We start from the raw sequence: 24,614 nt of genomic DNA on the forward strand, positions 1-24,614 counted from the left end.
AGTTGGCGCTATCACCGTCACCGCCCAGGCCCTCAGCTCCCGGAAAAGACACGACGAGCCCGCAAAGGAGTGGGGACTTCTACCTGGCCACCAGTGGGGACTTCCTACTGGCCACAGATGGGGACTTTCTCATGGCCATGGACACGGCACCGAGGTCGCGCAGCGTGCAATCTGCGTTGTCAACCATGACCTCGAGCGGTACGACGCCAGAGAATGTGAACGCCGCGACGGTGTCGCAAGCTTGCCAGCCACCACGCAACCTATGGCCCGTGACGATGCATCGAACAGGCTGCTCGGCTTCATCTCCGGGGGCGGCTAAGTGCCAGCGCGGTGGAATACGAATGTCTCCGAGATCGAGTGCACCCGTAACCGGAAGGCACTCAAACTGACTTACTCGTCCGCAGATGAGGTCAGGTAACGACGCAGCCGACATCAGGCGCTGCTCATCAAACTGTGGTGTTGTACTCACCGGGCAAACTGTCCACCAGGCGATGCACCACCAGCGAGGATGCTGCCAAGAATTACGATGCCGGCTAAAAGTCCCTCACCAGCCTTCTTGCCGGCATCCGCTAGGTCGTGAGCGAAGTTGGATAAAGGAGACGCTCCGCCGGACGATGATGCCAATCCTGGGGTCGCGGATGGTGCCAACGTCGGCGTGTCCGGAGTATCTAATGGCGCTATCGGAAGCGGCGTGGCCGGTGTGACATGAAAGCCCGGCGGCGACGGATCCTGCAGCCATGGCGGCAGCCTGGCCGGATCAACCACTTGCGTTGGAGGGAAGGCGACAGGCGGTGGTCCTCCAACCTGCGGTGGAGAGCCTGGCAATGGCACAGGCTGACCAACAGCCGGAATCTGCGGTGGAGAGTTAATCACTGGCGGAGCATAAGGAACATGGAGTTTCTTGTCCGACCCGTCGGGATACCAGACATCGATAGTGTCGCCCCAACCTTTACCGCTCTGACGTAAACCTATTTCAGTGCCGTCTGGGAGGACCCGCGTTACGCCGTCATAACCCGGCCGTCCCGGGCTATCAGCGGCGTTACGCGTGAGATAATCCCACATCCGTTTAATACTGGATCTATCCCACAGCTCTTTGACGCCCGGATTCGTGCCGACTCCGTAGCGCCCTCGTTTTCCCCCATTCTGCAATGGATCCAAGATATTTCTGACATCGTCGCCGTTGTTTACCGGCGGCAGGGGACCTGGCTGCGGGTCTGGTGGCACAGGCTGAGGCGAGTCTTTTCGAGTCTTGTTGTCGACGAGCTGGATACCGTGATCAGTATTATCACCGGCAATAGTGTCGCCGCGCCCTGAAGAGCCCTCGAATGTTAGGGTGTCCACGCATTTCGTAGTGGCGGCGATCTTAGACGCAAGTTGCTGATCCGTCGCGATCAATGCCGCGAGCCGATGGCGGATGAAGCTGGCGTGTTCCTCAGCCAGAGCTTGTCGACTCGAACGGAAGTTGGCCGGCCCACCTTTTGAACGATCCGCCACCGAATATTCCTCGCCGACGTCAAAGCCATCTGACTCTGCAGCAACTACGGCATCTAGGACTCCTTCCCTGCACGCCTGCAACTGCTCGTCGCCTCGAAGAGCGATCGCGGCAGCTTGGTGCAGTTGGTCGGCCACTGCACGAACACTAATCACGTCACGGTAGGCACGAGCTTGAGCCGCAACTGCGGCCTGCCCCTTCCATGCGACGCCTCTCGGGGCCAACATCCTGTCGTTGATTTCGGTAAATGTCTGCTCCCACAAGCTGGCGCTGCGGGACCAAAAGTCGGCAGCTCTCGTCAGATACTTAGTGTCGAGGGCCCGAACTTGCGACAAGGTTGGGAATGGTGCCCTCAGTTGAGTCCCGCATAGTGGTGTAGCGCGGTTGCTGGGTTCGTCATCGTGTCGGTGATGGACGTAAAGCGGCCACCGCGTGATCCTTCGAGTCAACCTTCCACAGAATCCTCGAGGAGTCCCACGATGACCGCACCCCACGTTGTCGACCCTGCCGGCCTTCTTGGCGAGGCCCTGGCCGAAGCCTCACCTGATCTGATGCGCTCCCTGCTGCAGACCGTGATCAACGCTCTGCTGTCGGCGGATGCTGATGCCGTCGTGGGCGCCGAATGGGGCCAGCCCACCCCGGGACGGCGAGCGCAGCGCAACGGGTATCGCCACCGCGGCCTGGACACCAGGGTGGGCACCATCGATGTCGCAGTCCCGAAGCTGCGCAAGGGAACCTACTTTCCCGACTGGCTGCTCGAACGCCGCAAGCGGGCCGAATCCGCGCTGATCACCGTGGTCGCCGACTGCTACCTGGCCGGCGTCTCCACGCGGCGGATGGACAAGCTGGTCAAGACCCTGGGCATCGACTCACTGAGTAAATCGCAGGTCAGCCGCATGGCCACCGACCTCGACGAGCACGTCGAGGCGTTCCGTCACCGCCCACTCGATTCTGCTGGCCCGTTCACCTTCGTCGCCGCTGATGCGTTGACGATGAAGGTCCGCGAAGGCGGCCGCGTGGTCAACGGGGTCGTGCTGCTGGCCACTGGCGTCAACGGTGACGGACACCGCGAAGTCCTGGGCATGCGGGTGGTCACCAGCGAGACCGGCCCGGCCTGGAACGAGTTCTTCGCCGACCTCGTCGCCCGCGGGCTGGCCGGCGTACGCCTGGTCACCAGCGACGCCCACGCCGGGCTGCGCGAGGCGATCGCGGCCAACCTGCCCGGAGCGGCCTGGCAGCGGTGTCGCACACACTACGCGGCCAACCTGATGAGCATCTGCCCCAAGAGCATGTGGCCGGCGGTCAAAGCGATGCTGCACAGCGTCTACGACCAACCCGATGCCCCCGCGGTGGCCGCGCAGTTCGACCGGCTCATCGACTACGTCACCGACAAACTGCCCGCCGTGGCCGACCACCTGGCCACCGCCCGCGAAGATATCCTGGCCTTCACTGCATTCCCCAAAGATGTCTGGTCCCAGATCTGGTCCAACAACCCCGCAGTTATCTGGAGTCCTGCAGGCGGTGTCCTTGATGTCCGACACGAGGCGTTGAGGTCCCAGGTTCTGCGTGGTGGACGTGTTTATCTGCAGTCGTCCAGGAGGCAAGAGCCTGCGGAGGGGCGATGCAGATTGCACGAGTTATCTCGCCGGTCTCGTTGCGTGAGTCGTGGACCGTTCTCGGCGACGACGACGCTCCGGTAGCAGCGGTTGACCGGTATCTGGCGTATCTGACCGATATCGAGCGATCACCGAACACGGTCAAGGCGTACGCGCACGATCTCAAGGACTGGTTCGGTTTTCTCGCCGAGCGTGGGCTGGACTGGCGGGCGGTGCGGCTTGATGACGTAGGTGAGTTCGTGGCCTGGCTGCGGCTGCCGCTGCGGGCCCGGCATGGGCAGGTTGCGGTGTTGCCGTCGGTGCCGCATCACTGCACGGAATCTACTGTGAACCGCAAGCTTTCGGCGGTCGGGGCGTTTTACACCCACGCCGCACGAGATGGGCTGGATGTCAGCGCTCTGCTGACCTCGTGGCAGGTCGGCGGCGCGCGCGGTGGTTGGAAGCCGTTTTTGCACCACATCAGCAAGGGCGCGCCGAGGTCGCGGCGGGTGATCGCGTTGAAGGCGCCGAAGAAGCTGCCGCGGGTGCTCTCACCGGACGAGGTGCAGGCGATCCTGGATGGTTGCGGTCGGCTGCGGGACCGATTGCTGTTCGCCGTGCTCTACGACACCGGGATGCGGATCGGTGAGGCACTTGGTTTGCGGCACAACGACATCGCCGCTGCCGAGCATGAGGTGACGGTGCGGCGACGCGATAACGCCAATGGCGCGCGCGCCAAGTCACAGACCGTCCGCACGATCCCAGTCAGCAGCGCGTTGATCCGATTGTTCGCCGACTACCTTCACAGCGAGTACGGCGATCTGGACAGCGACTACGTGTTCGTCAACCTGTGGGGCCGCCCGCAGGGGCATCCGCTGACCTACGCTGCGGTCTACGACCTGGTGCGGAGGCTGCGCCGGCGGACCGGGATCGACTTCGACCCGCACTGGCTGCGACACACGGCCGCAACCCGGCTGCTGCGCGACGGAGTCAGCATCGAGGTGGTCGCGCACCTGCTCGGACATGCGCACGTGGCGACGACGACCACGACGTATGGGCACCTCACCGTGGAGGACGCTCGGCGGGTCATGGAACAGGCAGGCTGGTTCACCGATGGGCAGGTGCGGCTATGAGCACGCCGTCGCTGAAGCCCGCCGGCCCGTCGGGGCTAATCGGCAAGCTGATGGCCGAGGTCCGCAGCGAATTCCGCAGCGATGTACTGGAATTCGGTGCCGATGATCCGGTGTTTGGTGGAGCCGAGTGCCGGGTTGAGGGGTGCGGGCGAACCGCCCGCGGACGCGGCCTGTGTGAAGGACATCGGCAACGGTGGGACGACGAAGGACGCCCGTCGGTGGAGCAGTTTGTCGTGTCGACCGATCCGCGGTGGCGGCGGCGACAACCCAACCAGCGCTGCCGGGTGCCCGGTTGCGGTTACGGCTCTGCCCGTGGCGGCATGTGCGGGCTGCACGCGCAACGATGGGAACGCGCCGGGCGCCCCAGCCTGGCCGGATGGCTGGCCGAACCGCAGCCGTTCAAGCAACCAGCGGCCGGGGTGACCTGCCGGATTCCGCACTGCGAGCTCTGGCCGCAGGGCACGTCTGCGTTCTGCCAAACCCACACCAACACCTGGAAGGTCAACGGCAGACCCGACATCGACGTGTTCGCCGACCGCTTCGCCGCCGAAGCCCCGTTGGCCAGTGAGCAGATACGGCTCGACCGGCTGATCGGTCAGCTGAAGCTGGAACTGCAGTACGTGCTGCAACGCCGCCACGACGATCGGCAGGGCAAGCTCACCCCGGACGTGGTCATGCGCGTGGTGAAGGCACTGGCCGCCGCAGGCGTGGGCTCCCTGCTCCACCACGACGAGGACACCTGGCATGACTGGGCTCGGTCGACGATCAACGACACTCGCTCCCGTGGATTCCTCAGCTACGCATCCCGGGTGATCGCCGACCTGGCCGAGGCCGGCGGCTGGGACGCCGAATACCCGCGCGAAGTCTGGCGCATGCGCCGGCTCGGCTACGACGGAGACCGCACGCTGCGCTTCGACGGTATTCCGCAGCCGTGGCTGCGGGATCTGGCCAAGCGGTGGGTCCGGTGGCGGCTATCGACCGGATTGGGTCTGGAAGCCGGCGGCGGCAGGCCGGTCGTTGCGCTCACCCGCTTCGCCGGGTACCTCGCCGACATCGGCGTCGAGAGCATCGACCGGATCAACCGGCCGGTGCTGGAGCGCTATTTGGCCAACCTGCGCAGCGACTCCATCGGTGCCCAACGCCGCGGGACCCATATCGGGCTGCTCAACCGATTCTTCGCTACCGTCCGCCAACACCGTTGGGACACAGACCTTCCCGCAGACGCGATGTTCTTCGCCGAGGACTACCCCAAACGCGATGAACGGTTGCCTCGGGCACTGGCCGAACAGGTCATGACCCAGCTCGAGGATCCCGACAACCTTGCCCGATACGCCGACCCCGCTCACCGGTTGATCACGATCATCTTGATGCGTTGCGGGCTACGGATCACTGATGCGCTGCGGCTGCGCAGCGATTGTGTGGTCGCCGATGCCGAAGGCGCACCGTATCTGCGCTACCTCAACCACAAGATGAAACGCGACGCGTTGGTGCCCATCGACGAGCAGTTGCGCGAACTCATCGCCGAACATCGCAACCACACCTCCCAGCGTTGGCCGGCAGGCACGCCGGTGTTGTTCCCACGGCCGACGAAGAACATTGACGGCACCCACCCGATCGCGAGTCCCACCTACCGGATGGCGCTGTTGCGCTGGCTGTCCGTCTGCGACATCCGCGACGAGCACGGCCAGCCGGTGCACCTCACCCCGCACCAGTGGCGCCATACCCTGGGCACCCGGCTGATCAACCGCGACGTCCCGCAAGAGGTCGTGCGACGCATCCTCGACCATGACTCCGCGCAGATGACCGGGCACTACGCCCGCCTGCACGACACCACCGTGCGCCGTCAGTGGGAGGCAGCTCGAAAGGTCGACATCCACGGCGCCACAATCATTTTCGACCCGTCCGGGCCGATCGCGGAGGCCGCCTGGGCCAAACAGCGCCTCGGCCGAGCCACCCAGGCCCTACCCAACGGCTACTGCGGACTGCCGGTGCAGCAGAGCTGCCCGCACGCCAACGCCTGCCTGACCTGCCCGATGTTCCTCACCACCGCCGAGTTCCTGCCCCAGCACCACCAGCAGCGGCAACAGACTCTGCAGCTGATCACCGCCGCCGAAGCCCGCGGCCAACAACGTCTGGCCGAGATGAACCGTCAAGTCCTGCACAACCTGGACACCATCATCACCGCCCTCAACGATTCAGAACCAGGGAAGGCCAAACATGCGGGCTGACAACAGCATCAACCTCATCCGGGCGGCCCAGCAGCGGCACGAACACACCCGCGCCAAGGCGATCGCGGCGATGCACGAACTCGACCGGACCGGCGCCGTGCTCACCTTCGAATCCGTCGCCCGCCATGCCGGTGTCTCCCGCTCGTGGATCTACACCCAAATCGACCTCAAAGACGAGATCTGCCGGCTCCGCGCCCAGCACCGGCCCGAGCCAAGCACACCGTTACCTGCCCGACAACGCGCCAGCGACGACTCCCTGCGGCAGCGCCTCGAAATCGCCAACCGCCGCAACCACGAACTCGCCGATGAGAACCGGCGGCTACGCCGCCAACTCGCGTGCGCCCTTGGCCAACTCCGCGACGACACCGGAAGACACCATGAACGGACGCATCACGATTCGGTAACGATCGGGCCATGCTGACCGCCAACCGATATCGATCTCCAGCCGCGTCATGGACACCCTCCACGACACAAACCTGCAGGTCACAACAGCTATCGCACACAGTGCTCCAGATAACCAGTGAACGGCTCAACAAAGAGATCCGCCGCCGCACCGACGCCGTCGGGATCTTCCCCAACCGCGACGCCATCGTCCGTCTCGTCGGCGCCGTGTTGGCCGAACAGAACGACGAATGGGCCGAAGGCCGCCGTTACCTCGGCCTCGACATCCTCACCCGCTGCCGCCTGACCACCATCACCGACGACAACCCCGACATAGGAGCCAACGACATGCCCGCACTCACCGCCTAACCCACCGGATCACACAGCACTACACCACTTCCCGGGACTTGACCGTGCCCTCGCCGCCACCTAGCACACCCTTGAGCTTTCCACTGCCCGCAGGTCGGCGGCCGCACGGGCTTCATGAGTGTCGTAGCCGGCAGCAGCTGCGCGGAGTTTCGCGGCGGTCGCCTGCACGTGGCGCGCGCTTCGCACGCCAGCTTCAGCGACCTGTTCACAGGCCGCCTCGACTGCCGCTGCGCTGGTCAGTGGTGACGTCTCGTCAACCGACGGAAGCGTATTGGCCGATAGCTTGCCGGCTAACGCATCACACCGGGCAGCCTCTAAACGCAAGCCGCCATCACTTACTTGCAATTGGCTCGAAGACTTAGCCGAGAACATAACAAGAGATTAGTGCTCGATAGCCGCTCGCGAAATTCAGAAGGCCGCTGAGACAGGGCGAGTCAATCCCACTCGAATGGGATCAGGAGAGTCCGCGTAACCGCGAAGTTGGTAGTCAGATGGGCGTCGCCGCTCGACGGACAGACAGTCGCGACTGCGCGCTGAAGCCAGTCAATAGCCACCGCCGCCAACGCTCCGGGCGTCTTGCGGCCAACTGGTAGGCGATACACTCCGCAATCCTGGCTTCGCAATCTGCTCGGCATTCGTCAGCCGTGCCACACTGCGCGGTAACCTCATTCTCATGGCCGAGCCCAACGAGGACGTCGAGATCACCCGCGGCGACCGCTTCATCAAGACGGCCGTGGCGATACTGGGCGAAACCGGGCGCACCGACTTCACCGTCCAAGAGGTGGTCGCGCGCTCCAAGACGTCGTTGCGCGCCTTCTACCAACACTTCAGCAGCAAGGACGAACTGCTGCTGGCGCTGTTCGACCGGACCATCGCCCAGTCGGCGCAGACCTGGCGCGCCGAGACCGCCGGGCTGGACAGCACCGCGGCGCTGAAATTGGTGATCGACCGGGTCAGCCAGCAACCGGAATCGAGCACCCAGGACAGCCTCAATCGGGCGTTGACCCTTTACAACCAGCACCTGGCCGAAACCCGTCCGCGCGAATACGCCCGGGTGCTCTCCCCGCTGCACCGGCTGATCCGCGACATCGTCGGCCAGGGCATCACCGAGGGAGTGTTCAACCCCGGATTGGACGTCGGGGCGGCGGCCGCCATCGTCATGCAGACCATGATGGGTGCGCAGCGATTGCACTGGCTGGGTGCGGAATTGAACGGCACCTCCGTCGATGCCGGCCAGCTCTACGACTTCTGCAGCCGGGCGCTGGGCATCCGGGACACCGACGAGGACGCGGGCGCGCCGTCGCTGGCGGAGTTGTTCGGGCAGATCGGCATGCGCCCCGGCACCCGCAACGGTCAGTTCGCGATGACCATGCCGGTCAGCCCCGCGGTGGTCAACACCTCCGGCGCGCTGCAGGGCGGCCTGATCGCCACGCTGGTCGACGTGGCGGGCGGGCAGTTCGGGCTGGACTATCTGCGGCCCGGCACCACGATGACCACCGCGGACCTGTTCGTCCGCTACCTGCGGCCGGTGCGGCAGGGTTCGGCCTTCGCGGTGCCCAGGATGCTGCGCTCGGGACGGCGGGCGATGGTGATGCAGGTGGACATCTTCGGCGACGGCGACGACGAGCTGCTCGCCACCGCCACCGTGAACTTCGCCATCATCAACGGCGACACGCCGAGCTCCGGGCTGCCCCCGGCCGAATAGCGACGAATACGGCCGAACGGGCAGGTACACCTTGTTCCGCACAAGTGGTAACGTCATTACCACACAGTGAGAATTACAGCCTTCTGCAAGGAGATCGCCATGCCGTCTCGCGAGCTTTCCTTCCCGGTGTTCGATGCCGACAACCACATGTACGAGCCGCAGGAAGCGCTGACCAAGTTCCTGCCGGACCACCGCAAGCACGTCATCGACTACGTCCAGATCCGCGGCCGGACCAAGATCGTGGTGCGCGGCCACATCAGCGAATACATCCCCAACCCGACGTTCGAAGTGGTGGCCCGTCCCGGCGCCCAGGAGGAGTACTTCCGCAACGGCTCGGGCGGCAAGAGCTACCGCGAAATCCTCGGCGAGCCGATGAAGGCCATTCCGGCCTTCCGCGAACCCGGCGCCCGGCTGGAGGTGATGGACGAACTCGGCATCGACTACGCGCTGATGTTCCCCACCCTGGCCAGCCTGGTCGAGGAGCGCATGAAGGACGACCCGGAGATGACGCACGACGTCATCCACGCGCTCAACCAGTGGATGTACGAGCAGTGGTCGTTCAACTACAAGGACCGCATCTTCGCCACCCCGGTGATCACGCTGCCGATCGTCGACCGCGCGCTCGAGGAGCTCGAGTGGTGCCTCGAGCGCGGCGCCCGCACCGTGTTGGTCCGGCCCGCGCCGGTGCCCGGCTACCGCGGCAGCCGCTCGTTCGGCTTCGAGGAGTTCGACCCGTTCTGGCAGGCCTGCGTGCGGGCCGAGATCCCCGTCTCGATGCACGCCTCGGACAGCGGCTACTCCGAGCTGCTCAACATCTGGGAACCCGGCGACGAGTTCCTGCCGTTCAAGCCCACCGCCTTCCGCAGCCTGGCCATGGGGCACCGGCCCGTCGAGGACGCGTTCGGCGCGTTGATCTGCCACGGCGCGCTGTCCCGCAACCCCGACCTGCGCATCCTGTCCATTGAGAACGGCGCCGACTGGGTGCCGCACCTGTTCAAGGGCCTCAAGGGCGTGTACAAGAAGATGCCGCAGGCGTTCGCCGAGGATCCGATCGAGACGTTCAAGCGGTGCGTCTACGTCAGCCCGTTCTGGGAGGACCGGTTCGCCGAGATCGTCAACATGGTAGGCACCGACCGGGTGGTGTTCGGATCGGACTGGCCGCACCCCGAGGGTTTGAAGGACCCGATCAGCTTCGTCGACGAGCTGGCCGACTTCAGCGACGAGGACAAGGCGAAGATCATGGGCGGCAACCTGATGAAGCTGATGAAGGTGTCCGCGCCGGCCGCCAAGAAGCCCGTCTCGGCCTGATCTCGCGCCCCTGCCGCGGCGCGGCGTGTAACCGACGCCGCGGCAGGGTATCCGCCGCAGCGTGGCATCCCCCGGCCGGGCACGGATCGACATCACTGACGACCTTGCGTTGGTCGGCGAGCAGATCGAGGCGCTCGAACGACTCGGGGGGCGCGAGGACGTCGATGACGAACGGGTTTACGACCTGAGCATCAGGTGGGGTGTCGCGCTCGCCGGGCGGCTGCCGCGCATGGCGCACTACAGCGCGCTGGGACAACTCGTCGAACAAGACGAGCGCCGATTCCAAGCGATGTGCGATCGGCTGCGCGAATTGTCGCCCCTGATCGACAGATTCGGCTTGGCCCGGCCCCGACTCCCGGGAGCGGCGGACGCCTCGGCTAACGGCCGGCGGCGCCGCGGCCGCTGGTCAAAAACTCGTTCTCGGACAGCCTGATCGCGGTCCGCGGCGCGGGGCATTGCGGATTGGCACAGGTCAACGCCACCAGGTAGGCGTCGGCCTCCTCGTTCAGAAACAGGAAACCCAGATAGAGGGCGTCGCCGACCACGAAATCCGTTGCGCCGCACGCCTCGCAGTGCCCACCCTTGGCCGCGACCTGCTCGCGCACCCGATGGACGGCCGCCGCGTCCAAGCTGATCAGCTCGGGCCGCACCCCGATGCCGTTGGCCGCCGCGTCGGACATCTCAGATCTCCACGTCCTTGTCGTAGTACACGCGGTCCTCACGCCAACCGCCGGTGCCCATGCCGATCCCGGCGAAGTCGTCGACGAACTCGATCTGGTTGATCCACTTGGCCATCTTGAAACCCACCTGCGTTTCCACCCGCAGCCGCAACGGTGCGCCGTGCTGGATCGGCAGTGGGGCGCCGTTCATTTCATAGGCCAGCAGGGTCTGCGGCTTGTCGGCGAATTCCAGGTCGAGCACTTCGTAGAACTGGCCGCCGCCGTGCGAGGCCGGCTCGTCGGTGCTGTTGTCCTGCATGGTCAGAAAGCAGATGTAACGCGCCTGCGGCAGCGGCCGCACCAGATCGACCAGCCGGCGCAGATGAACTCCGGTCCACTCCCCGATGCTGGTCCAGCCCTGCACGCAATTGTGCATCACCCGTTGGGTTTCCGGCTCGGCCAGCGAACGCAGCGCGGCAAGGTCGAGGACTACCGGGTTTTCCACCAGTCCGCCCACCCGCAGCCGCCAGTCGACGAAGTTGTGCACCGCCATCACCTTGTATTCCGTGCTGGTGGGCGGCTTTCCGTTGATGCGATGCCGCGGGGTGATCTTGCTCGCCGGGTAGTTCTGCCGCGAATTAAGCGGGCGCAGCAGCATCAGCCGGGCCGCGGTGACCACCCGACCCAGCACCCGCTGCACGGAGCGTGGATGCCGCAGACTCCACAGCGTGGCCGCCACATGGATCCCGACGATCGCGGCGATGATCAGCAGCGAGATCGCCGTCGCCCAGTAGGTGTTGCGCACCGAGCCGAAAATCATTGCGGCGGTGAGCCTTCCCCAGCCCCAGAAGAAGATCATCGACAGGTGGATCACGATGAACACCACAAAGGCGACCAGCCCCAGGAAATGCAGGCTGCGGGCCCATTGCCGACCGCCCCACATCCGCACGTACCACGGGAAGCGCGCCTCGATCGCCGGGGACTGCGCGGCGCCGGTGAGGATCTGGAACGGCGCCAGCACGAACACCACCCCCGCGTACGTCAGCTTCTGCATGGCGTCCAGGGGCTCACCGGGCAGCACCGGCGGCAGATTGAACGTCAGATAGGTGACGATGTCGTTGAACGCCTCGGGGAAGATCGACCAGGAATAGGGCCAGTAGCGGTGCCATTGGCCGGTGGCGAACAGCAGGACGTAATAGGAAAGCCCCACCAGCACCCAGCCGATCACCGCGAAGAAATGCCAGTGCCGGCCCATGCCCAGCTGCGCGTGGCCGGGCAGGGAAATCAACGGGTGATAATCCTCCTCCTCATCGAGGGTGTCGTAGATCCGGTCGCGGGGCATCACCTTTCGGGTAAAGCGCGCCCACTCGGTGCCCGGCTTGCTGTCGTCGTGCCAGTACAACTTCGGGTGGGTGGAAAGTATCTCGATGCCGCTGCGAATTATCAGCGTCACAAACAGCACGTTGAGCCAATGATCGACGCGCAGCCATACCGGATAGTCCAATACCGTCATCGCCTGCGCTCCGTCAGTCGTACCACTGCTGACGCTGCGGATAGGCCACGTTGATGCCCGACAACACCGTGGTATGCACCGCGAGGAAGGCCCCCGCGAACGCGATGCCCAACGTTCCCGGCGCGAAGTCCCATCGGGCGGTCACCCCGATCAGCCCGGGCAGCTGGACCCACCGGGTTACCAGATACGCGCAAAGGAACGCCGAGCAGACCAGGCTGCCGAAATACCAACCAGCCTGGGGCACAATCGGTTTGAGAGCGAACACCATGGCGCCGGCCGCCAGCGCGCAGGCCGCGCTCAGCCCCAGCACGTAGGCGGCGAAATATCGCGGCAGACCCGGTTCGGTGGCCAGCACGTAGATGTGCACCAGCATCAGTCCGGTCAGCAGCGCGCCACCCAGCGCGGTCACCGTGCGCGGCAGGTTGAACGCCACCCAGCCGTTGAGGGTGAGCACCCGCGACGACAACAGGCGCCGCCGCAATCCCTTCGCGCCCTTCGTGCTTTGCGCCAGCGGATCGGCCACGCCAGCGACATACCCGACCGTCACATCCGCAAACGCGCTTTCAGGGAGTCCACAGCAGCGTTTTTCGGCGGCGTCAATTGCGCTGCGTCGGCGGATCGGGCGACGATTAACGGGCCGGTATCAAAGCCGTTGCAATGCCGGACCGGCAACCATTGCTAATCTGAACAACTACGTGTGCAAATTGGTCAATCGATTGACCCGGTTTTCGCCACGGTCGCACCGGACGGAGACCGCTAGGAGGGCCAAATGGTGGCCGAAAAGGACTGGGACAGAATCGTCGGCGCGGCCGATGACGTGCGCCGCGTCTTCGACAACGTCCCCGCGCTGTTGGTCGGCCTGGAAGGGCCAGACCATCGATTCGTCGCGGTCAACGCCGCCTACCGCGCGCTCAGTCCGCCGGTCGACCCGATCGGGCTGCTCGCCCGCGAGGTGTATCCCGAGCTGGAGAGCCAGCAGATCTTCCAGATGTTCGACCGGGTTTACCAGACCGGTGAGCCGCAGTCGGGAACGGAATGGCGGGTACAGGCCGACTTCGAAGGCGTGGGGAAGGCCCAGGAGCACTTCTTCGATTTCATCGTCACGCCGCGCCGCGGCGACGACGGCTCGATCGAGGGCGTGCAGCTCGCCTTCGTCGACGTCACCGACCGGGTGCGCAACCGGATGGCCGCCGAAGCGCGCCTCGAGGAGCTGTCCGAGCGGTACCGCAACGTGCGCGACTCCGCCACCGTCATGCAGCAGGCGCTGCTGGCGCCGTCGGTGCCGGTGACCCCCGGCGCGGATGTGACCGCGGAGTATCTGGTGGCCGCGCAGGACACCGCGGCCGGCGGCGACTGGTTCGATGCGATCCCGCTCGGGGATCGGTTGGTGCTCATCGTCGGTGACATCGTCGGCCATGGGGTGGAAGCGGCCGCGGTGATGTCCCAGCTGCGCACCGCGCTGCGGATGCAGATCCTGGCGGGATACCCGATCGCCGAAGCGCTCGAGGCGGTCGACCGCTTCCACAAGCACGTCCCGGGGTCCAGCTCGGCCACCATGTGCGTCGGCTCGCTGGACTTCGGCAGCGGCGAATTCAGTTACTGCACAGCCGGACACCCGCCGCCGCTGCTGGTGACGGCGGACGCGACCGCGCGCTACGTCGAGCCGTCCGGCGCGGGCCCGCTGGGCAGCGGCACCGGCTTTCCGGTCCGCACCGAATTCCTCGACGTGGGCGACTCGATCCTGCTCTACACCGACGGCTTGATCGAACGGCCGGGCCGGCCCTTGGGAGCCAGCACCGCCGAATTCGCCGACCTGGCCGCCAACATCGTCTCCGGTCAGGGCGGCTTCGTCATCGAATCGTCGGTGCGAACGGTCGACCGGCTCTGCGCGGAGACGCTGGAACTGCTGCTGCGCTCGACTGGCTACAGCGACGACGTGACTCTGCTTGCGGCGCAACGCCGCACACCGCCACCCCCACTGAACTTGACGCTGGACGCGACGATTCACGCCGCGCGCACGGTGCGCACCCGGTTGCGGCAGTGGTTGTCCGACGTCGGCGCCGACGCCGACGACATCTCCGACATCGTGCACGCCATCTCGGAGTTCGTCGAGAACGCGGTCGAGCACGGCTACGCCACCGAGGTTCCCGACGGCGTGGTCGTCGAAGCGATGCTGGCCGGCGACGGCAACCTGCACGCCTCGGTGATCGACCGGGGACGGTGGAAGGATCACCGGGAAGGCGAGACCGGCCGTGGCCGAGGCCTGGCCATGGCCGAGGCCCTGGTGTCAGAGGCGCACGTCAGTCACGGCCCCGAGGGGACGACCGCCAGTGTGACGCACCGGCTTTCGCGCCCGGCCAACTTCGTCGCCGACTCACTGGTCAGCCGGGCCGGCGACCACGGGGTGCGCAGCGCCGAATTCGTCTCCACGGTCACCGAGCCGGGCCGCATCGTCGTCAGCGGCGACGTCGACTCCAACACCGCGTCCACCCTGGACCGGCAGATCGCCGTCGAAAGCCGTTCCGGCGTAGCCCCTTTGACGGTCGATCTGAGCGCGGTCACCCACCTCGGGTCGGCGGGCGTCAGCGCGCTGGCCGCCGCACGGGAGCGGGCGCTGCGCCAAGGCAGCGACTACGTGCTGGTGGCCCCGCCGGGAAGCCCTGCCCACCATGTCCTGTCGCTGGTGCAGATCCCGGTGGTCAGCGGCCTCGCCGAGAACGTCGTCGCCGAAGGTTAGGACCGATCCGAGCGCTGCCCGTGCCGCACCTGGTTGAACGGCACCCCGCGGTCGGCGGCGTATTCGCGGGGGAAGCCCAGCACCCGCTCGCCGATGACGTTGCGCGCCATTTCCGTTGTGCCACCGCCGATGGCGACGGTCTGCCGAGAAAGGTAGCGCAGCCCGGTTTCCAGTCCGGCGCCCGGCTCCCCGACCACACCGGCGCTGCCCGCGATCGCCAGCGCGGTGTCGACGTCGGTGGTGACGGTTTCGGAGTGGAACAGCCGGATCAGCGTTCCGGCGGCCGGCGGCAGTGCGCCGTCCCGGACGCTGCGGTACACGTGGCCGATCAGCTGCTCGGCCACCGCGCGGTGCACCAGGACGCGACCGGCCATCTCCTGCACGCGCGGGTCGTCGGCCTGTCCGGTCTTCTCGGCCAGGCTCACGTAGTCGACCGGGATCGTGTGGCCGCCCTCGCTGCCGCCGCCGCTGGCGAATTCGGAACCCTGCCCCACGGCCCGGCGTTCGTGGTAGAGCTGGCGTGAGGCCACCGCCCAGCCGCCGTTGACCTCCCCGACGACGGCGTCATCCCCCACGTCGACACCGTCCAGGAACTCCTCGCAGAACTCGGTGGAGCCGCTGAGCATGGTGATGCGCCGCAACGTGATTCCGGGATGGTTGATGGGCACCAGGAACATGGTCAGGCCTTCGTGCTTGGGCACGTCCCAGTTGGTGCGGGCCAGGCACAGGCCGTAGTCGGCGGCGAACGCGCTCGTGCTCCAGGTCTTGGCGCCGTTGATGATCCACCGGTCGCCGCGCCGCTCGGCCCGGGTGAGCACACCGGCCAGATCCGACCCGCCGCTGGGTTCGCTCAACAGCTGCACCAGGATTTCCTCGCCGCGCAGTGCCGCGGCGATGTGCTGTTTCTTCTGCTGCTCGCTGCCGGTGTCGAGCAGCGTCGCGCAGCAGATGGTGAAGGTCGGGGTGTTGAGGATCAACGGCATTTCATAGTCGAGGCTTTCGGCGTCGAATGCCTTCTGGTATTCGTAGTCCAGCCCCAGGCCGCCGTACTCGCGGGGAAAGCAAATGCCCGCGAAACCGCCGTCGTACAGCCGCTTCTGCAGTTCGCGGGCCCTGCGCCAGGCCCGCTCGTCGTCGCGCGGGGCCGGTGGTGGGGACTCGCGGTCGATGGCGGGCATGTTGTCGGCCAACCAGGCTCGCGCCCGGGCCGCGAATTGCGCGACGGATTCGGTCGTCATTTCGCCGCACGCCCCGCCTTCTCGAACTGGTAGACGCGCAGGTTGTGTTCCTCCGGCGTGCCGAACATGCCGCGGTACAACGTAACCCGGCGCAGGTACAGGTGCAGGTCGTGTTCCCAGGTGACGCCGATACCGCCGTGCATCTGCACGCAGGCCTGCACGATCTGCCCGGCCATCTCGCCCACATAGGACTTGGCAATGCTGGCCGACAGCCCCGCCTGGGGCGAGCGGGCGGCCACCTCGGCGACCGCCGCCCAGGTGGTGGCCCGGCATGCCTCCAGCCACAGCTTCATGTCGGCGAACTTGTGTTTGAGGGCCTGATACGACGCCAGCGGACGACCGAAGGTGTGCCGGTCCAGCGCCCATTGGGTGGTGAAGTCGAACACCGTCTGCACCACCCCGACCACCTCGGCGCATTGCAGCACCTGGGCGAGCTGGCTTTGTCGCTCGATCAGGGCGGCGGTCTCGGCGGCGGTGCCGACCGCGGCGGACCGCGGCACGACGACACCGTCGAAGTGCACCCGGGCGTACTGCTTGACCAGGTCCACCGACTGCTGGGGCTCGATCCGCACCCCCGGCGCGTCCGTCGGGACCAGGAACTGGCGGATCTGCCCGTCGACGCCGCAGCGCCCGACCACCAGCAGCAGCGCGCTCTGGGCGCCCGCCTCCACGCGGTCCTTGACGCCGTCGATGCGGTAGCCGGAGTCGGTTTCGGTGGCCGTCACCGACGGATTCAGCGGCGCCCAGCCCTGACCCGGCTCATACACCGCCCAGGACGCGACGGTTTCACCGGAGATCAGCGCCTCGATGACGTCACGATGCGTTTCGGCGCCGGAACATTCGGCCAGCGCCGACAGCACGATGCTGACCGGGTACAGCGGGCCGGGCGCGACGGTCTTGCCGAGTTGTTCGGCGACCGTCGCCAGATCGGCCAGGCCGCTCTCCGAGACGCTGCCGCCGCCCAACTCCTCGGGAACCAGCAGGCCCGTCCAGCCGAGCTCGGCGGCGCGCCGCCACCAGCCGGGGTCGAACGCGGTGCCGGCGGCATGCAGCTCCCGCACCCGCCGCAGCGGCGCCTCCTTTTCCAGGAAAGCTTGGGTGGTCGAGGTGAAGAGGATCTTTTCCGGGGAGTCGACGGTGCTCATGGTGCCGAGGGGATCCTTCGTGACATTCGATCGCTGCGGGTGCAACGGAATCGGTTTGAGTGTTTGATCATCCGCCCGATCGGTCCTCGGTTGGCTGCCGATTCCGATGTTAGCAACGCGCACTACGGTAAGAGATACCGGAGTTCAGTCGGTAAGCGGCGGCCCGCGCCGCCGCTCCGGCTGCGGCGGCCGCCGGCAGACACCCGGCCCGTCCTACATGGCAAACACGCGGCGTAACGCCTGCGCGTGCAGCGCCCGGTTCTCTTGGGCAACAATCCAATCCGGGACCATCGAGTCGAAACCGTTGAAGGTTGCTGCGATCACATGCAATTCGGTGTGCACGTAGGCGTGCAGCAGCCGATTGGCATAGTCGATGGCCTCGTCGCGGCACGGATCGATCTCCGAGCAGCTGATGAACGTGGGCGGCAGGCCCTCGAGGTTGGCCCGGTGGGCGGGGACGTGCTGACCGCTGGCGCTGGCGTGACCGAGGTAGTGGTTCCAGGCCCGGCTCACGGCCGGACCGTTCAGACCCGGCGTGCGCTGGAATTCGCGACGCGACGGCGTGGCGTCGGAATCCAGCATCGGCTGGTGCAGGATCTGCATCAGGATCGTCGGCCCCTCCTGGTCGAACATGCGCTGGGTCAGGCCCGCCACCAGGGCCGCGCCGGCGTCCCGGCCCATCACGGCGATGCGGTTGGCGTCGGCGTTTAGCGCCGCGCTGTTGTCGACGACGTACCGGAAGGCGGCTTCGACGTCGTCCAGCGCCGCGGGACAGGGATTTTCGGGCGCCAGCCGGTAGTCGACCGACACCACCAGACACCCGCCGTCACGGGCCAGCTCCACGCAGTGCGCGTGGTCGGTGGCGAGGTTGCCGGTGACGAACGCGCCGCCGTGGGCGTACACCAGCAGCGGCGCCGCGGATTCGGTGTGGCCGCGATACAAGCGAAGCTCCAGCGGCTGACCGTCCGGCCCGGCGATCGACACCGAATCGATCGCCACGCCGCGGGTGTCGGCGGATGCGGCGCGCTGGGCGGCCAACCGGTTGGCGTGTTCCCGCTCGGCGGCCAGGGTTTCGGCGCGGAACTCCACCACCCCCAACTGGGCGGCGGTATCCCGCAGCACCGGGTCGATGCGGGTAAGGCCTTGCGGCCGGGCCAGGTTCGTCTGTGTCATACCTACTCGTTTTCGTCGGCTGATCAGCGGGCTCGTCGACGGTCCCGGCGGACGGTGGTGCCGGACACCACCTTCAAAGTAGACCTGCGCTTTTGGGCGGGCGGAAAGGAGGGGCGACTCCCGGTGGGCCGGGGATCGCGGTTCGCCGACCGGAGGCCGCGGGCGGCGAACAGGCTGCGGCCATTGGGCTTCGTTGCTATTTATACTATGATAGCGATATTCCGCTCGGTACCGACCCGCCGTGGACCCGCGCGCGGCCCGCGCCACCGGTCCGTTTTCGCGTAAGGAGCGCTATGCCGCTGAGCACTGGCCCGACCGGTCAACCCGTCGTACCGACGCTCGACTTCACCGGCGAGACCAGCCCGTACCCGTTCTTCGAACACATGCGGCGCACCGACCCGGTCTGGCACGGCTCGCTGGCCGACGCCAGCCAGCTGCCCGAGGAACTGCGCCCCGAGGACGAGTGGGTGCTGTTCGACTACGAGAGCGTGTCGCAGGCCTTCCGCGACGACCGGATCTTCAGCTCGCACAAGTACGACGAGACCATCGGCCTGGTGATGGGCCACACCATCCTCGCGATGGGCGGCCGGGAACACCACGACCACCGCAACTTGGTGGCCAAGGCCTTTCGCGCCACCGCGCTGGAGCGCTGGGAGCCGTCGGTCATCGGGCCGGTCTGCGAGCAACTGGTCGACGAGATCAAGAACGACGGCCACGCCGATTTGGTGAAGGCGGTGACATTCGAGTTCCCCACGCGGATCATCTCGACGCTGCTCGGTCTGCCCGCCGAGGATCTCGACCTGTTCCGCCGGCTGTCGCTGGACCTGATCTCCATCCCCACCGACATCGAGGCCGGCCTGAACGCCGCGACCGAGCTCTACGACTACTTCCTCAAACAGGTCGAGCAGCGCCGGCGCAAACCCACCGACGACATCATCGGCGACCTGGTGGCCGCGGAGATCGACGGCGAAAAGCTCACCGATGAGGCCATCATCGCGTTCCTGCGGTTGCTGCTGCCCGCCGGGCTGGAGACCACCTACCGCTCCTCGGGCAACCTGCTGTACCTGTTGCTGACCCACCCCGAGCAGTTGGCGATGGTCTATCGGGACCGGTCGTTGATACCGATGGCGATCGAGGAGGCCCTGCGGTTCGAGACACCGCTGACCATGGTCACCCGGACCACCACCGAGGAGGTCGAAATCGGCGGCAAGACCATCCCGGCCAACGCCCAGATCGACATGTGCATGGGCTCGGCCAATCGCGACGAGACCCGCTGGACCGATCCCAACGCCTTCGACATCCGCCGGCCCCGCCAGGCCCACATCGCCTTCGCCGGGGGCATCCACATGTGCCTGGGCATGCATTTGGCGCGACTGGAAACCCGGGTGATGTTGAACAGCCTGTTCGACCGGGTGCGGGATTTGGCGTTCGTGCCCGACGACGGAACCGGCGAGGAGTCCAAGATCGTCGGGCTCACCTTCCGCTCCCCCAACAAGCTTCCCGTCACGTTCGCGCCCGCCGCATGAAAAGCCGGGCAGCGATCCTGCATGACGTCGGCGGCCCTTGGTCGGTCGAGGAGTTCGAGCTGGACCCGCCGCGCGCCGGGGAGGTCCTGGTGCAGATGGCCGCCGCCGGTTTGTGCCACTCCGACGACCACATCCTCAAGGGCGACATGTCGGCGCCCAACGAGGTGATGCGATCGCTGGGGCTGCCCACCATGTTCCCCACCATCGGCGGCCACGAGGGTTCGGGCATCGTGCGCGAGGTGGGTGAGGGCGTCACCGATTTCGCGCCGGGCGATCACGTGGTGATGTCGTTCGTCGCCGTGTGCGGCCAATGCCGTTGGTGCGCAAGCGGAATGGAGTACCTCTGCGACGTGGGCATCGGCACCATGATCCCTGGGATGCCCACCGACGGCACCTTCCGCCACCACACGGCCGGCGGCGGCAACCTCGGCCACATCGCGAAGATCGGCGCCTTCGCCGAACACACTGTGGTGTCGACGAATTCGCTGGTGAAGATCGAGCAGCAGTTGCCGCTGGCGCCGAGCGCGCTGCTGTCCTGCGCCATCCCGACCGGCTACGGCTCGGCCGCCAACCGGGCCGGGGTGTGCGGCGGGGACGCCGTGGTGGTGATCGGCGCCGGCGGCATCGGCACCGGAGCCATCCAGGGCGCCCGGATCAGCGGTGCCGCGCAGATCGTCGCGGTCGACCCGGTGGAGTTCAAGCAGAAGTCGGCGCTGCGGTTCGGCGCCACGCACAGCGTGGCGACCATCGCCGAGGCCCTGGACCTGGTGCGGGACTTGACTTATGGGGTGATGGCCGACGCGGTGGTGGTCTCGCCGTCGTTGATCACCGCCGACGACGTGCGCGACGCGCTGAAGCTGACCCGCAAGGGCGGAACCTGTGTGCTCACCGGCATGACGTCGCAGTTGACCCGGTCGGTCAACATCGAGCTGCAGGACTTCATCCTGATGAACAAGACACTGGCGGGCACCATCTTCGGCTCGTGCAACCCCAGGGCCGACATCGCCCGGCTGGCCAGGCTCTATCAGACCGGTCAGCTGCAGCTCGACGAGATGATCACCAAGCGCTATCGTCTGGACGAGGTCAACGACGCCTACGACGACCTGCTCAACGGCAAAATCGTGCGGGGCATCATCGATTTCGGGATCGCCTGAGCGCGGCCTAAATCTTGATCGCGGGGAACAGCCTGCTGAGGTTCCACAGCCGGTCTCTGCGCGCCGACAGACACGAGATCGCCAGTGCGACGGCCGTTATCGCGGCCAGCACGATGATCGCCTGCCACAGTCGGGCGTCGATGCCGCCGAGGATGAGCTGCCGGAGTCCGTTGACACCGTACGTCATCGGGTCGAAGCGGTGCAGGACCTGGAACGGCCGAGACGTGGTTTCCACGGGATACATCCCGCCCGCGCTGACGAGCTGCAGCATGAGCAGGGCCATGATCAGCACCCGGCCCACCGCCGGACCGACAAGAGCGTTGATCGCCTGCGTCGCGGCCACGAACGCGGCGGAAATCAGCACCATGAACCCCAGCATCGCCACCGGGTGGACGGCGTGCATGCCGAGGGCGAACCGGACCACACAGTAGAGAACGACGGCCTGGAACAGCGCGATCGCAGCGGCGGGCAGGTAGCTGGCGAGCACCACGCGGATCGCGATCACCTCCGCGGCGATCGCACGATATTGCAAGGGCCGCAACACCATCCACAGCACCAAGGCGCCGAAGAACAGGGCGAGGGTGAGGAAGAACGGGGCCATACCGGTGCCGAAGTTGGGCGCGGCGTTCTCATGGGAAGCCTCGAGTTGCACCGGGCCGCCGATGGTGTCGGCGACCGCTTCCTTTTGCTGGGTGGTCCAGTTCGGCACCTGCCTGGCGCCCTCGGCGAGTTTCGTCGCCAGCTCGGCCGATCCCGCTTTGAGTTGGCCGGCGCCGTCGTCGAGCTTGGCGATGCCGCCGGCCAATTCGGCGTTACCGGTGGCGACTTGCTGCGCCCCGTCGCGCAGCTGGGTGAGCTTGTTGGTCAGCTCCTGGCCCTTGCCGCCGAGCTGATCGAGCGCCGACGCGAGCGGACTGCCCGGGGTCCGCAACCCCGAAGTCATGGCGATCGCCGCGTTCTGCGCATCGGTGAGCTGCTGGCGGATCTGGGGCGTGAACTGGTGACCCCGGAGTTGATCCTGGATGCCGCGCAGGTTGTTCGCCAGCGGATCCGCTCGCGCGGAGAGCTGGTCGATCACCGACGTCAGCGAGCTCGCGGCGGCGTCCTGCGCCGCGGCGATGGCGCCGAGCTGATCGTTGGCCTGCGCGAGCGCGGTGGCGCCCTGCTGCAATTGCTCTGTGCTGCCGCCGATCTGCGATACCGCCTTGGTCACCGCGAGCAGCGGGTCGGTGGCCTGGTTGATTCCGTCGGACAGTTGCTTGGCGCCGGCGGCGAGCGTCGCCGAGCCGGTCCGCGCACTGTCCAGGCCGGCTGCCAGCTGACCGGCGCCGTCGTCGAGTCGGGCCGCCCCGTCTGCGGCCTGCTTGATACCCGATCCGGACGAAACCACCACCGACAGCATCTGATTGACGGCCTGTCCCGAGATCCGGCTGGAGACGGCGTTGAGTACCTGCTCGATGGCGGTACGACCGATGCTCGTCGAGATGTAGTTGTTGGCGTCGTTGTAGACGGCAATCAGGTTGGCCTTCTTGGGCTGCCCGGTCACCGGCGACGCGATCGCCGCGCTGAAGTCCGGCGGCAGCTCGACCATGAAGTAGTACTTGCCGTGGTCGACTCCGTTGCGTGCCTCCGGTAAGTCCACGACGTGCCAGTCCAGGCTGCCGTCGGCGGTCAGACTCTTGGCGATCTCCGCACCGGCGTTGAACTGCTGGCCGGACACGACGGCGCCCCGGTCGGAGTTGACCAGCGCCACCGGCATCTTGTTGGTGTGGCCGAAGGGATCCCAGAAGGCCCACAGGTACAGCGCCCCGTACACCAGGGGAAGCAGCATCAGCACGACGATGGCCGCGCGCGTCAATCGGCTACGCCGGAAGCGTTTGATCTCTGAGCCAAAGGCGAGTCCAGCCAGCATCTTTCAGTCCTCCCCGGTCGGGATGCGGTGATCGTGGAGTTCGTGGTCGGGCGCGTCGGCGCCGAGCGGGTTGGTCACCCCGACGACGACGGTGCGCTGCCTCGCGATCGCGCCGAGCCGCTCGGCCGCGATCGCTCGTCGGGAGTTGTCACGAACCTGTTCGAGGTCGCCGACCACCAGAATCGGACGGTTCGACAGCAACGCCAGCGTGATCCGCAGCAGGAACAGTTCGAGGTCCGACAGTTCGACGACGTAGGTGTTGTCGGATGGCGGGGCCATGTCGCCGAAGACCTCGGTGAGCTCGGCCGGGCGCGATTGCAGCGGCACCGACGAGTACCAGGGCGCCAGCCACCGGCGTTGCTCGGCGAGCACGGTCCCCACGGTCACCGAATCCTCCAGATCGTCGATGCCTTCGAACGCCGCGATGGAGCAGTGCCGGCGGATCGCGCGCGGAGTTGTTTCGCCGAGGACGGTGAGCGTGCCGTGGCTGGGCTTGAACCGTCCCGCGAGCGTCAACAGCAGTGTGGTCTGCCCCGGTCCGCCGGGCATCTGAATCGCGTGAAAGCCCGGCGTCAGGGCCAGGTCGACCCCCGAGAACAGGGGCCCGTGCTCGCCGTCGACCCCCAATCCGGCGGCGGTGATCACCGGTGCGACGTCGTCCGGTTCGTTGTTGGCATCCATGGTGTGGCTTTCCCTCATCACCGTCAGACCGGTACCGATTCCAGCAGCGCGGTGATCAGCTGGGCGAGCAGGTCGGGGTTGATGGTTCCCGGGCGCAGCACCTCTTCCATCGCCACGCCCAGGTTGAGGGTGACGACGAGCTGGGCGATGTCGGTCAGCCGCCGGTCGCCCGGCACGGTGTCGGTCGACTCGACGATGTGCAGGGCCTGGTCGGCCGCGGCGCGGCGGCGCTCGATCAGGCGTTCCCGAAGCTGCGGATCGCGCTGGGCGCGCAGCCAGTACTCGACGAGCAGCACGTAGTAGTCGGAATGGTCGCGGACCGAGTCGAGCACCGACCGGCTCACCTCGCGCGCGGCCGCAGTGGTGTCGCCGGCGCTGCGGTCCAGCGCTATCGCGATCTGCTGCCCGCGCAGCTCGAACTCGCGGTCGAGCAGGGCCAGGAACAGCTCGTCCTTGGACTCGAAGTTGGAATAGACCGCTCCCTTGGTGAACCCCGCGGCCTGACCGATCGCGTCGATGGTGGCCCCGGCGAAGCCCTCGGCCGCGAACACCTTCGCCGCCGCATCCAGGATCCGGTCGCGAACCTCGCCGCGGGTGGGGCGGCTGCGAAGCGGTTTGACGGGCGACATGCCCAGCAGCATACCGGCCAGTATCGGATAGATACC

At 66.6% G+C, this 24,614-nt stretch carries 19 protein-coding genes and 2 pseudogenes; 11 read left to right on the forward strand and 10 right to left on the reverse strand.

The genetic code is table 11. The features are described from left to right. Positions 1-465: 465 nt before the first annotated feature. On the reverse strand, positions 466-1,629 hold the full coding sequence (locus MAA44156_RS13360) for a hypothetical protein (RefSeq protein WP_134799965.1): 1,164 nt from the start codon (positions 1,627-1,629) through the stop codon (positions 466-468). A gap of 342 nt (positions 1,630-1,971) precedes the next feature. Between MAA44156_RS13360 and MAA44156_RS13365 the strand changes: the two are divergent. The 8 genes and pseudogenes from MAA44156_RS13365 to MAA44156_RS23575 form a co-directional block, all read left to right on the forward strand. Next, positions 1,972-2,991: pseudogene (locus MAA44156_RS13365) on the forward strand (IS256-like element IS1601 family transposase); the annotation flags it as partial. A 122-nt stretch (positions 2,992-3,113) separates the two neighbouring features. After that, positions 3,114-4,220, forward strand: a complete 1,107-nt coding sequence (locus MAA44156_RS13370; RefSeq protein WP_029248429.1) for a site-specific integrase — start codon at positions 3,114-3,116, stop codon at positions 4,218-4,220. After that, positions 4,217-6,448, forward strand: coding sequence for a tyrosine-type recombinase/integrase (locus MAA44156_RS13375; RefSeq protein WP_031351936.1), 2,232 nt, complete (start codon positions 4,217-4,219; stop codon positions 6,446-6,448). The genes MAA44156_RS13370 and MAA44156_RS13375 overlap by 4 nt, the downstream gene beginning before the upstream one ends. Beyond that, a complete protein-coding gene (locus tag MAA44156_RS13380; RefSeq protein ID WP_009975835.1) occupies positions 6,438-6,869 on the forward strand; it encodes a DUF6262 family protein in 432 nt (143 codons plus the stop codon). The genes MAA44156_RS13375 and MAA44156_RS13380 overlap by 11 nt, the downstream gene beginning before the upstream one ends. A 98-nt stretch (positions 6,870-6,967) precedes the next feature. Further along, positions 6,968-7,198: pseudogene (locus MAA44156_RS13385) on the forward strand (transposase); the annotation flags it as partial. A 673-nt stretch (positions 7,199-7,871) separates the two neighbouring features. Further along, the gene (locus MAA44156_RS13390) at positions 7,872-8,903 is read left to right on the forward strand and encodes a hotdog fold thioesterase (protein WP_009975832.1); all 1,032 of its coding nucleotides are present in this window, start codon (positions 7,872-7,874) and stop codon (positions 8,901-8,903) included. A gap of 99 nt (positions 8,904-9,002) precedes the next feature. Beyond that, positions 9,003-10,211 carry an amidohydrolase family protein gene (locus MAA44156_RS13395; RefSeq protein WP_009975831.1) on the forward strand — a complete coding sequence of 403 codons (1,209 nt, stop codon included), beginning with the start codon at positions 9,003-9,005 and terminating at the stop codon, positions 10,209-10,211. Positions 10,212-10,272: 61 nt separating this feature from the next. After that, positions 10,273-10,644: a hypothetical protein gene (locus tag MAA44156_RS23575; protein ID WP_011724254.1), complete on the forward strand. Its 372-nt coding sequence runs from the start codon at positions 10,273-10,275 to the stop codon at positions 10,642-10,644. Here the strand turns inward: MAA44156_RS23575 and MAA44156_RS13405 are convergent. From MAA44156_RS13405 to MAA44156_RS13415, 3 genes are read right to left on the reverse strand one after another with little or no spacing between them, the layout of a single operon-like run. Beyond that, positions 10,589-10,891, reverse strand: a complete 303-nt coding sequence (locus MAA44156_RS13405; protein ID WP_009975830.1) for a hypothetical protein — start codon at positions 10,889-10,891, stop codon at positions 10,589-10,591. The genes MAA44156_RS23575 and MAA44156_RS13405 overlap by 56 nt on opposite strands. A gap of 1 nt (position 10,892) precedes the next feature. Next, positions 10,893-12,383: a molybdopterin-dependent oxidoreductase gene (locus tag MAA44156_RS13410; RefSeq protein ID WP_009975829.1), complete on the reverse strand. Its 1,491-nt coding sequence runs from the start codon at positions 12,381-12,383 to the stop codon at positions 10,893-10,895. 13 nt (positions 12,384-12,396) lie between these two features. After that, positions 12,397-12,906, reverse strand: a complete 510-nt coding sequence (locus tag MAA44156_RS13415) for a hypothetical protein (RefSeq protein ID WP_009975828.1) — start codon at positions 12,904-12,906, stop codon at positions 12,397-12,399. A 246-nt stretch (positions 12,907-13,152) separates the two neighbouring features. On the opposite strand from MAA44156_RS13415, the gene MAA44156_RS13420 reads away from it, so the two are divergent. Further along, positions 13,153-15,120, forward strand: a complete 1,968-nt coding sequence (locus tag MAA44156_RS13420) for a SpoIIE family protein phosphatase (RefSeq protein ID WP_009975827.1) — start codon at positions 13,153-13,155, stop codon at positions 15,118-15,120. On the opposite strand, the gene MAA44156_RS13425 is transcribed toward MAA44156_RS13420, so the two are convergent. The 3 genes from MAA44156_RS13425 to MAA44156_RS13435 form a co-directional block, all read right to left on the reverse strand. Beyond that, on the reverse strand, positions 15,117-16,358 hold the full coding sequence (locus tag MAA44156_RS13425; RefSeq protein WP_009975825.1) for an acyl-CoA dehydrogenase family protein: 1,242 nt from the start codon (positions 16,356-16,358) through the stop codon (positions 15,117-15,119). The two genes, MAA44156_RS13420 and MAA44156_RS13425, sit on opposite strands and share 4 nt — an antisense overlap. Further along, entirely contained in the window at positions 16,355-17,503 is a 1,149-nt protein-coding gene (locus MAA44156_RS13430) for an acyl-CoA dehydrogenase family protein (protein ID WP_023879828.1), read from the reverse strand. The genes MAA44156_RS13425 and MAA44156_RS13430 overlap by 4 nt, the downstream gene beginning before the upstream one ends. Before the next feature lie 213 nt (positions 17,504-17,716). After that, the gene (locus tag MAA44156_RS13435) at positions 17,717-18,676 is read right to left on the reverse strand and encodes an alpha/beta hydrolase (protein WP_009975823.1); all 960 of its coding nucleotides are present in this window, start codon (positions 18,674-18,676) and stop codon (positions 17,717-17,719) included. A gap of 293 nt (positions 18,677-18,969) precedes the next feature. On the opposite strand from MAA44156_RS13435, the gene MAA44156_RS13440 reads away from it, so the two are divergent. Next, positions 18,970-20,202 carry a cytochrome P450 gene (locus tag MAA44156_RS13440; RefSeq protein WP_009975822.1) on the forward strand — a complete coding sequence of 411 codons (1,233 nt, stop codon included), beginning with the start codon at positions 18,970-18,972 and terminating at the stop codon, positions 20,200-20,202. Then, positions 20,199-21,356: a Zn-dependent alcohol dehydrogenase gene (locus MAA44156_RS13445; protein WP_009975821.1), complete on the forward strand. Its 1,158-nt coding sequence runs from the start codon at positions 20,199-20,201 to the stop codon at positions 21,354-21,356. Before MAA44156_RS13440 ends, MAA44156_RS13445 begins: the two co-directional genes overlap by 4 nt. A gap of 7 nt (positions 21,357-21,363) precedes the next feature. Here the strand turns inward: MAA44156_RS13445 and MAA44156_RS13450 are convergent, their stop codons facing one another. Genes MAA44156_RS13450 through MAA44156_RS13460 form a run of 3 tightly spaced genes read right to left on the reverse strand, consistent with a single transcriptional unit; the run spans position 21,364 to position 24,590 of the window. Continuing rightward, positions 21,364-23,268 carry a YhgE/Pip domain-containing protein gene (locus MAA44156_RS13450; protein ID WP_011724248.1) on the reverse strand — a complete coding sequence of 635 codons (1,905 nt, stop codon included), beginning with the start codon at positions 23,266-23,268 and terminating at the stop codon, positions 21,364-21,366. A gap of 3 nt (positions 23,269-23,271) precedes the next feature. Further along, positions 23,272-23,949, reverse strand: a complete 678-nt coding sequence (locus MAA44156_RS13455) for a hypothetical protein (RefSeq protein ID WP_019732717.1) — start codon at positions 23,947-23,949, stop codon at positions 23,272-23,274. 23 nt (positions 23,950-23,972) lie between these two features. Next, positions 23,973-24,590 (reverse strand): TetR/AcrR family transcriptional regulator, encoded by a 618-nt coding sequence (locus tag MAA44156_RS13460; protein WP_009975817.1) that lies wholly within the window; start codon positions 24,588-24,590, stop codon positions 23,973-23,975. Between the last annotated feature and the right edge of the window lie 24 nt (positions 24,591-24,614).

The organism is Mycobacterium avium subsp. avium, from assembly GCF_009741445.1.
Taxonomy (GTDB): Bacteria; Actinomycetota; Actinomycetes; order Mycobacteriales; family Mycobacteriaceae; genus Mycobacterium; species Mycobacterium avium.

What these genes read in the sequence shown, in the direction of transcription:
- MAA44156_RS13370 (WP_029248429.1), top strand. Translation starts at nt 3,114, where the DNA reads ATGCAGATTGCACGAGTTATCTCGCCGGTCTCGTTGCGTGAGTCGTGG.
- MAA44156_RS13375 (WP_031351936.1), top strand. Translation starts at nt 4,217, where the DNA reads ATGAGCACGCCGTCGCTGAAGCCCGCCGGCCCGTCGGGGCTAATCGGC.
- MAA44156_RS13380 (WP_009975835.1), top strand. Translation starts at nt 6,438, where the DNA reads ATGCGGGCTGACAACAGCATCAACCTCATCCGGGCGGCCCAGCAGCGG.
- MAA44156_RS13390 (WP_009975832.1), top strand. Translation starts at nt 7,872, where the DNA reads ATGGCCGAGCCCAACGAGGACGTCGAGATCACCCGCGGCGACCGCTTC.
- MAA44156_RS13395 (WP_009975831.1), top strand. Translation starts at nt 9,003, where the DNA reads ATGCCGTCTCGCGAGCTTTCCTTCCCGGTGTTCGATGCCGACAACCAC.
- MAA44156_RS13405 (WP_009975830.1), bottom strand. Translation starts at nt 10,891, where the DNA reads ATGTCCGACGCGGCGGCCAACGGCATCGGGGTGCGGCCCGAGCTGATC.
- MAA44156_RS13410 (WP_009975829.1), bottom strand. Translation starts at nt 12,383, where the DNA reads ATGACGGTATTGGACTATCCGGTATGGCTGCGCGTCGATCATTGGCTC.
- MAA44156_RS13420 (WP_009975827.1), top strand. Translation starts at nt 13,153, where the DNA reads ATGGTGGCCGAAAAGGACTGGGACAGAATCGTCGGCGCGGCCGATGAC.
- MAA44156_RS13425 (WP_009975825.1), bottom strand. Translation starts at nt 16,358, where the DNA reads ATGACGACCGAATCCGTCGCGCAATTCGCGGCCCGGGCGCGAGCCTGG.
- MAA44156_RS13430 (WP_023879828.1), bottom strand. Translation starts at nt 17,503, where the DNA reads ATGAGCACCGTCGACTCCCCGGAAAAGATCCTCTTCACCTCGACCACC.
- MAA44156_RS13435 (WP_009975823.1), bottom strand. Translation starts at nt 18,676, where the DNA reads ATGACACAGACGAACCTGGCCCGGCCGCAAGGCCTTACCCGCATCGAC.
- MAA44156_RS13440 (WP_009975822.1), top strand. Translation starts at nt 18,970, where the DNA reads ATGCCGCTGAGCACTGGCCCGACCGGTCAACCCGTCGTACCGACGCTC.
- MAA44156_RS13445 (WP_009975821.1), top strand. Translation starts at nt 20,199, where the DNA reads ATGAAAAGCCGGGCAGCGATCCTGCATGACGTCGGCGGCCCTTGGTCG.
- MAA44156_RS13450 (WP_011724248.1), bottom strand. Translation starts at nt 23,268, where the DNA reads ATGCTGGCTGGACTCGCCTTTGGCTCAGAGATCAAACGCTTCCGGCGT.
- MAA44156_RS13455 (WP_019732717.1), bottom strand. Translation starts at nt 23,949, where the DNA reads ATGGATGCCAACAACGAACCGGACGACGTCGCACCGGTGATCACCGCC.
- MAA44156_RS13460 (WP_009975817.1), bottom strand. Translation starts at nt 24,590, where the DNA reads ATGCTGCTGGGCATGTCGCCCGTCAAACCGCTTCGCAGCCGCCCCACC.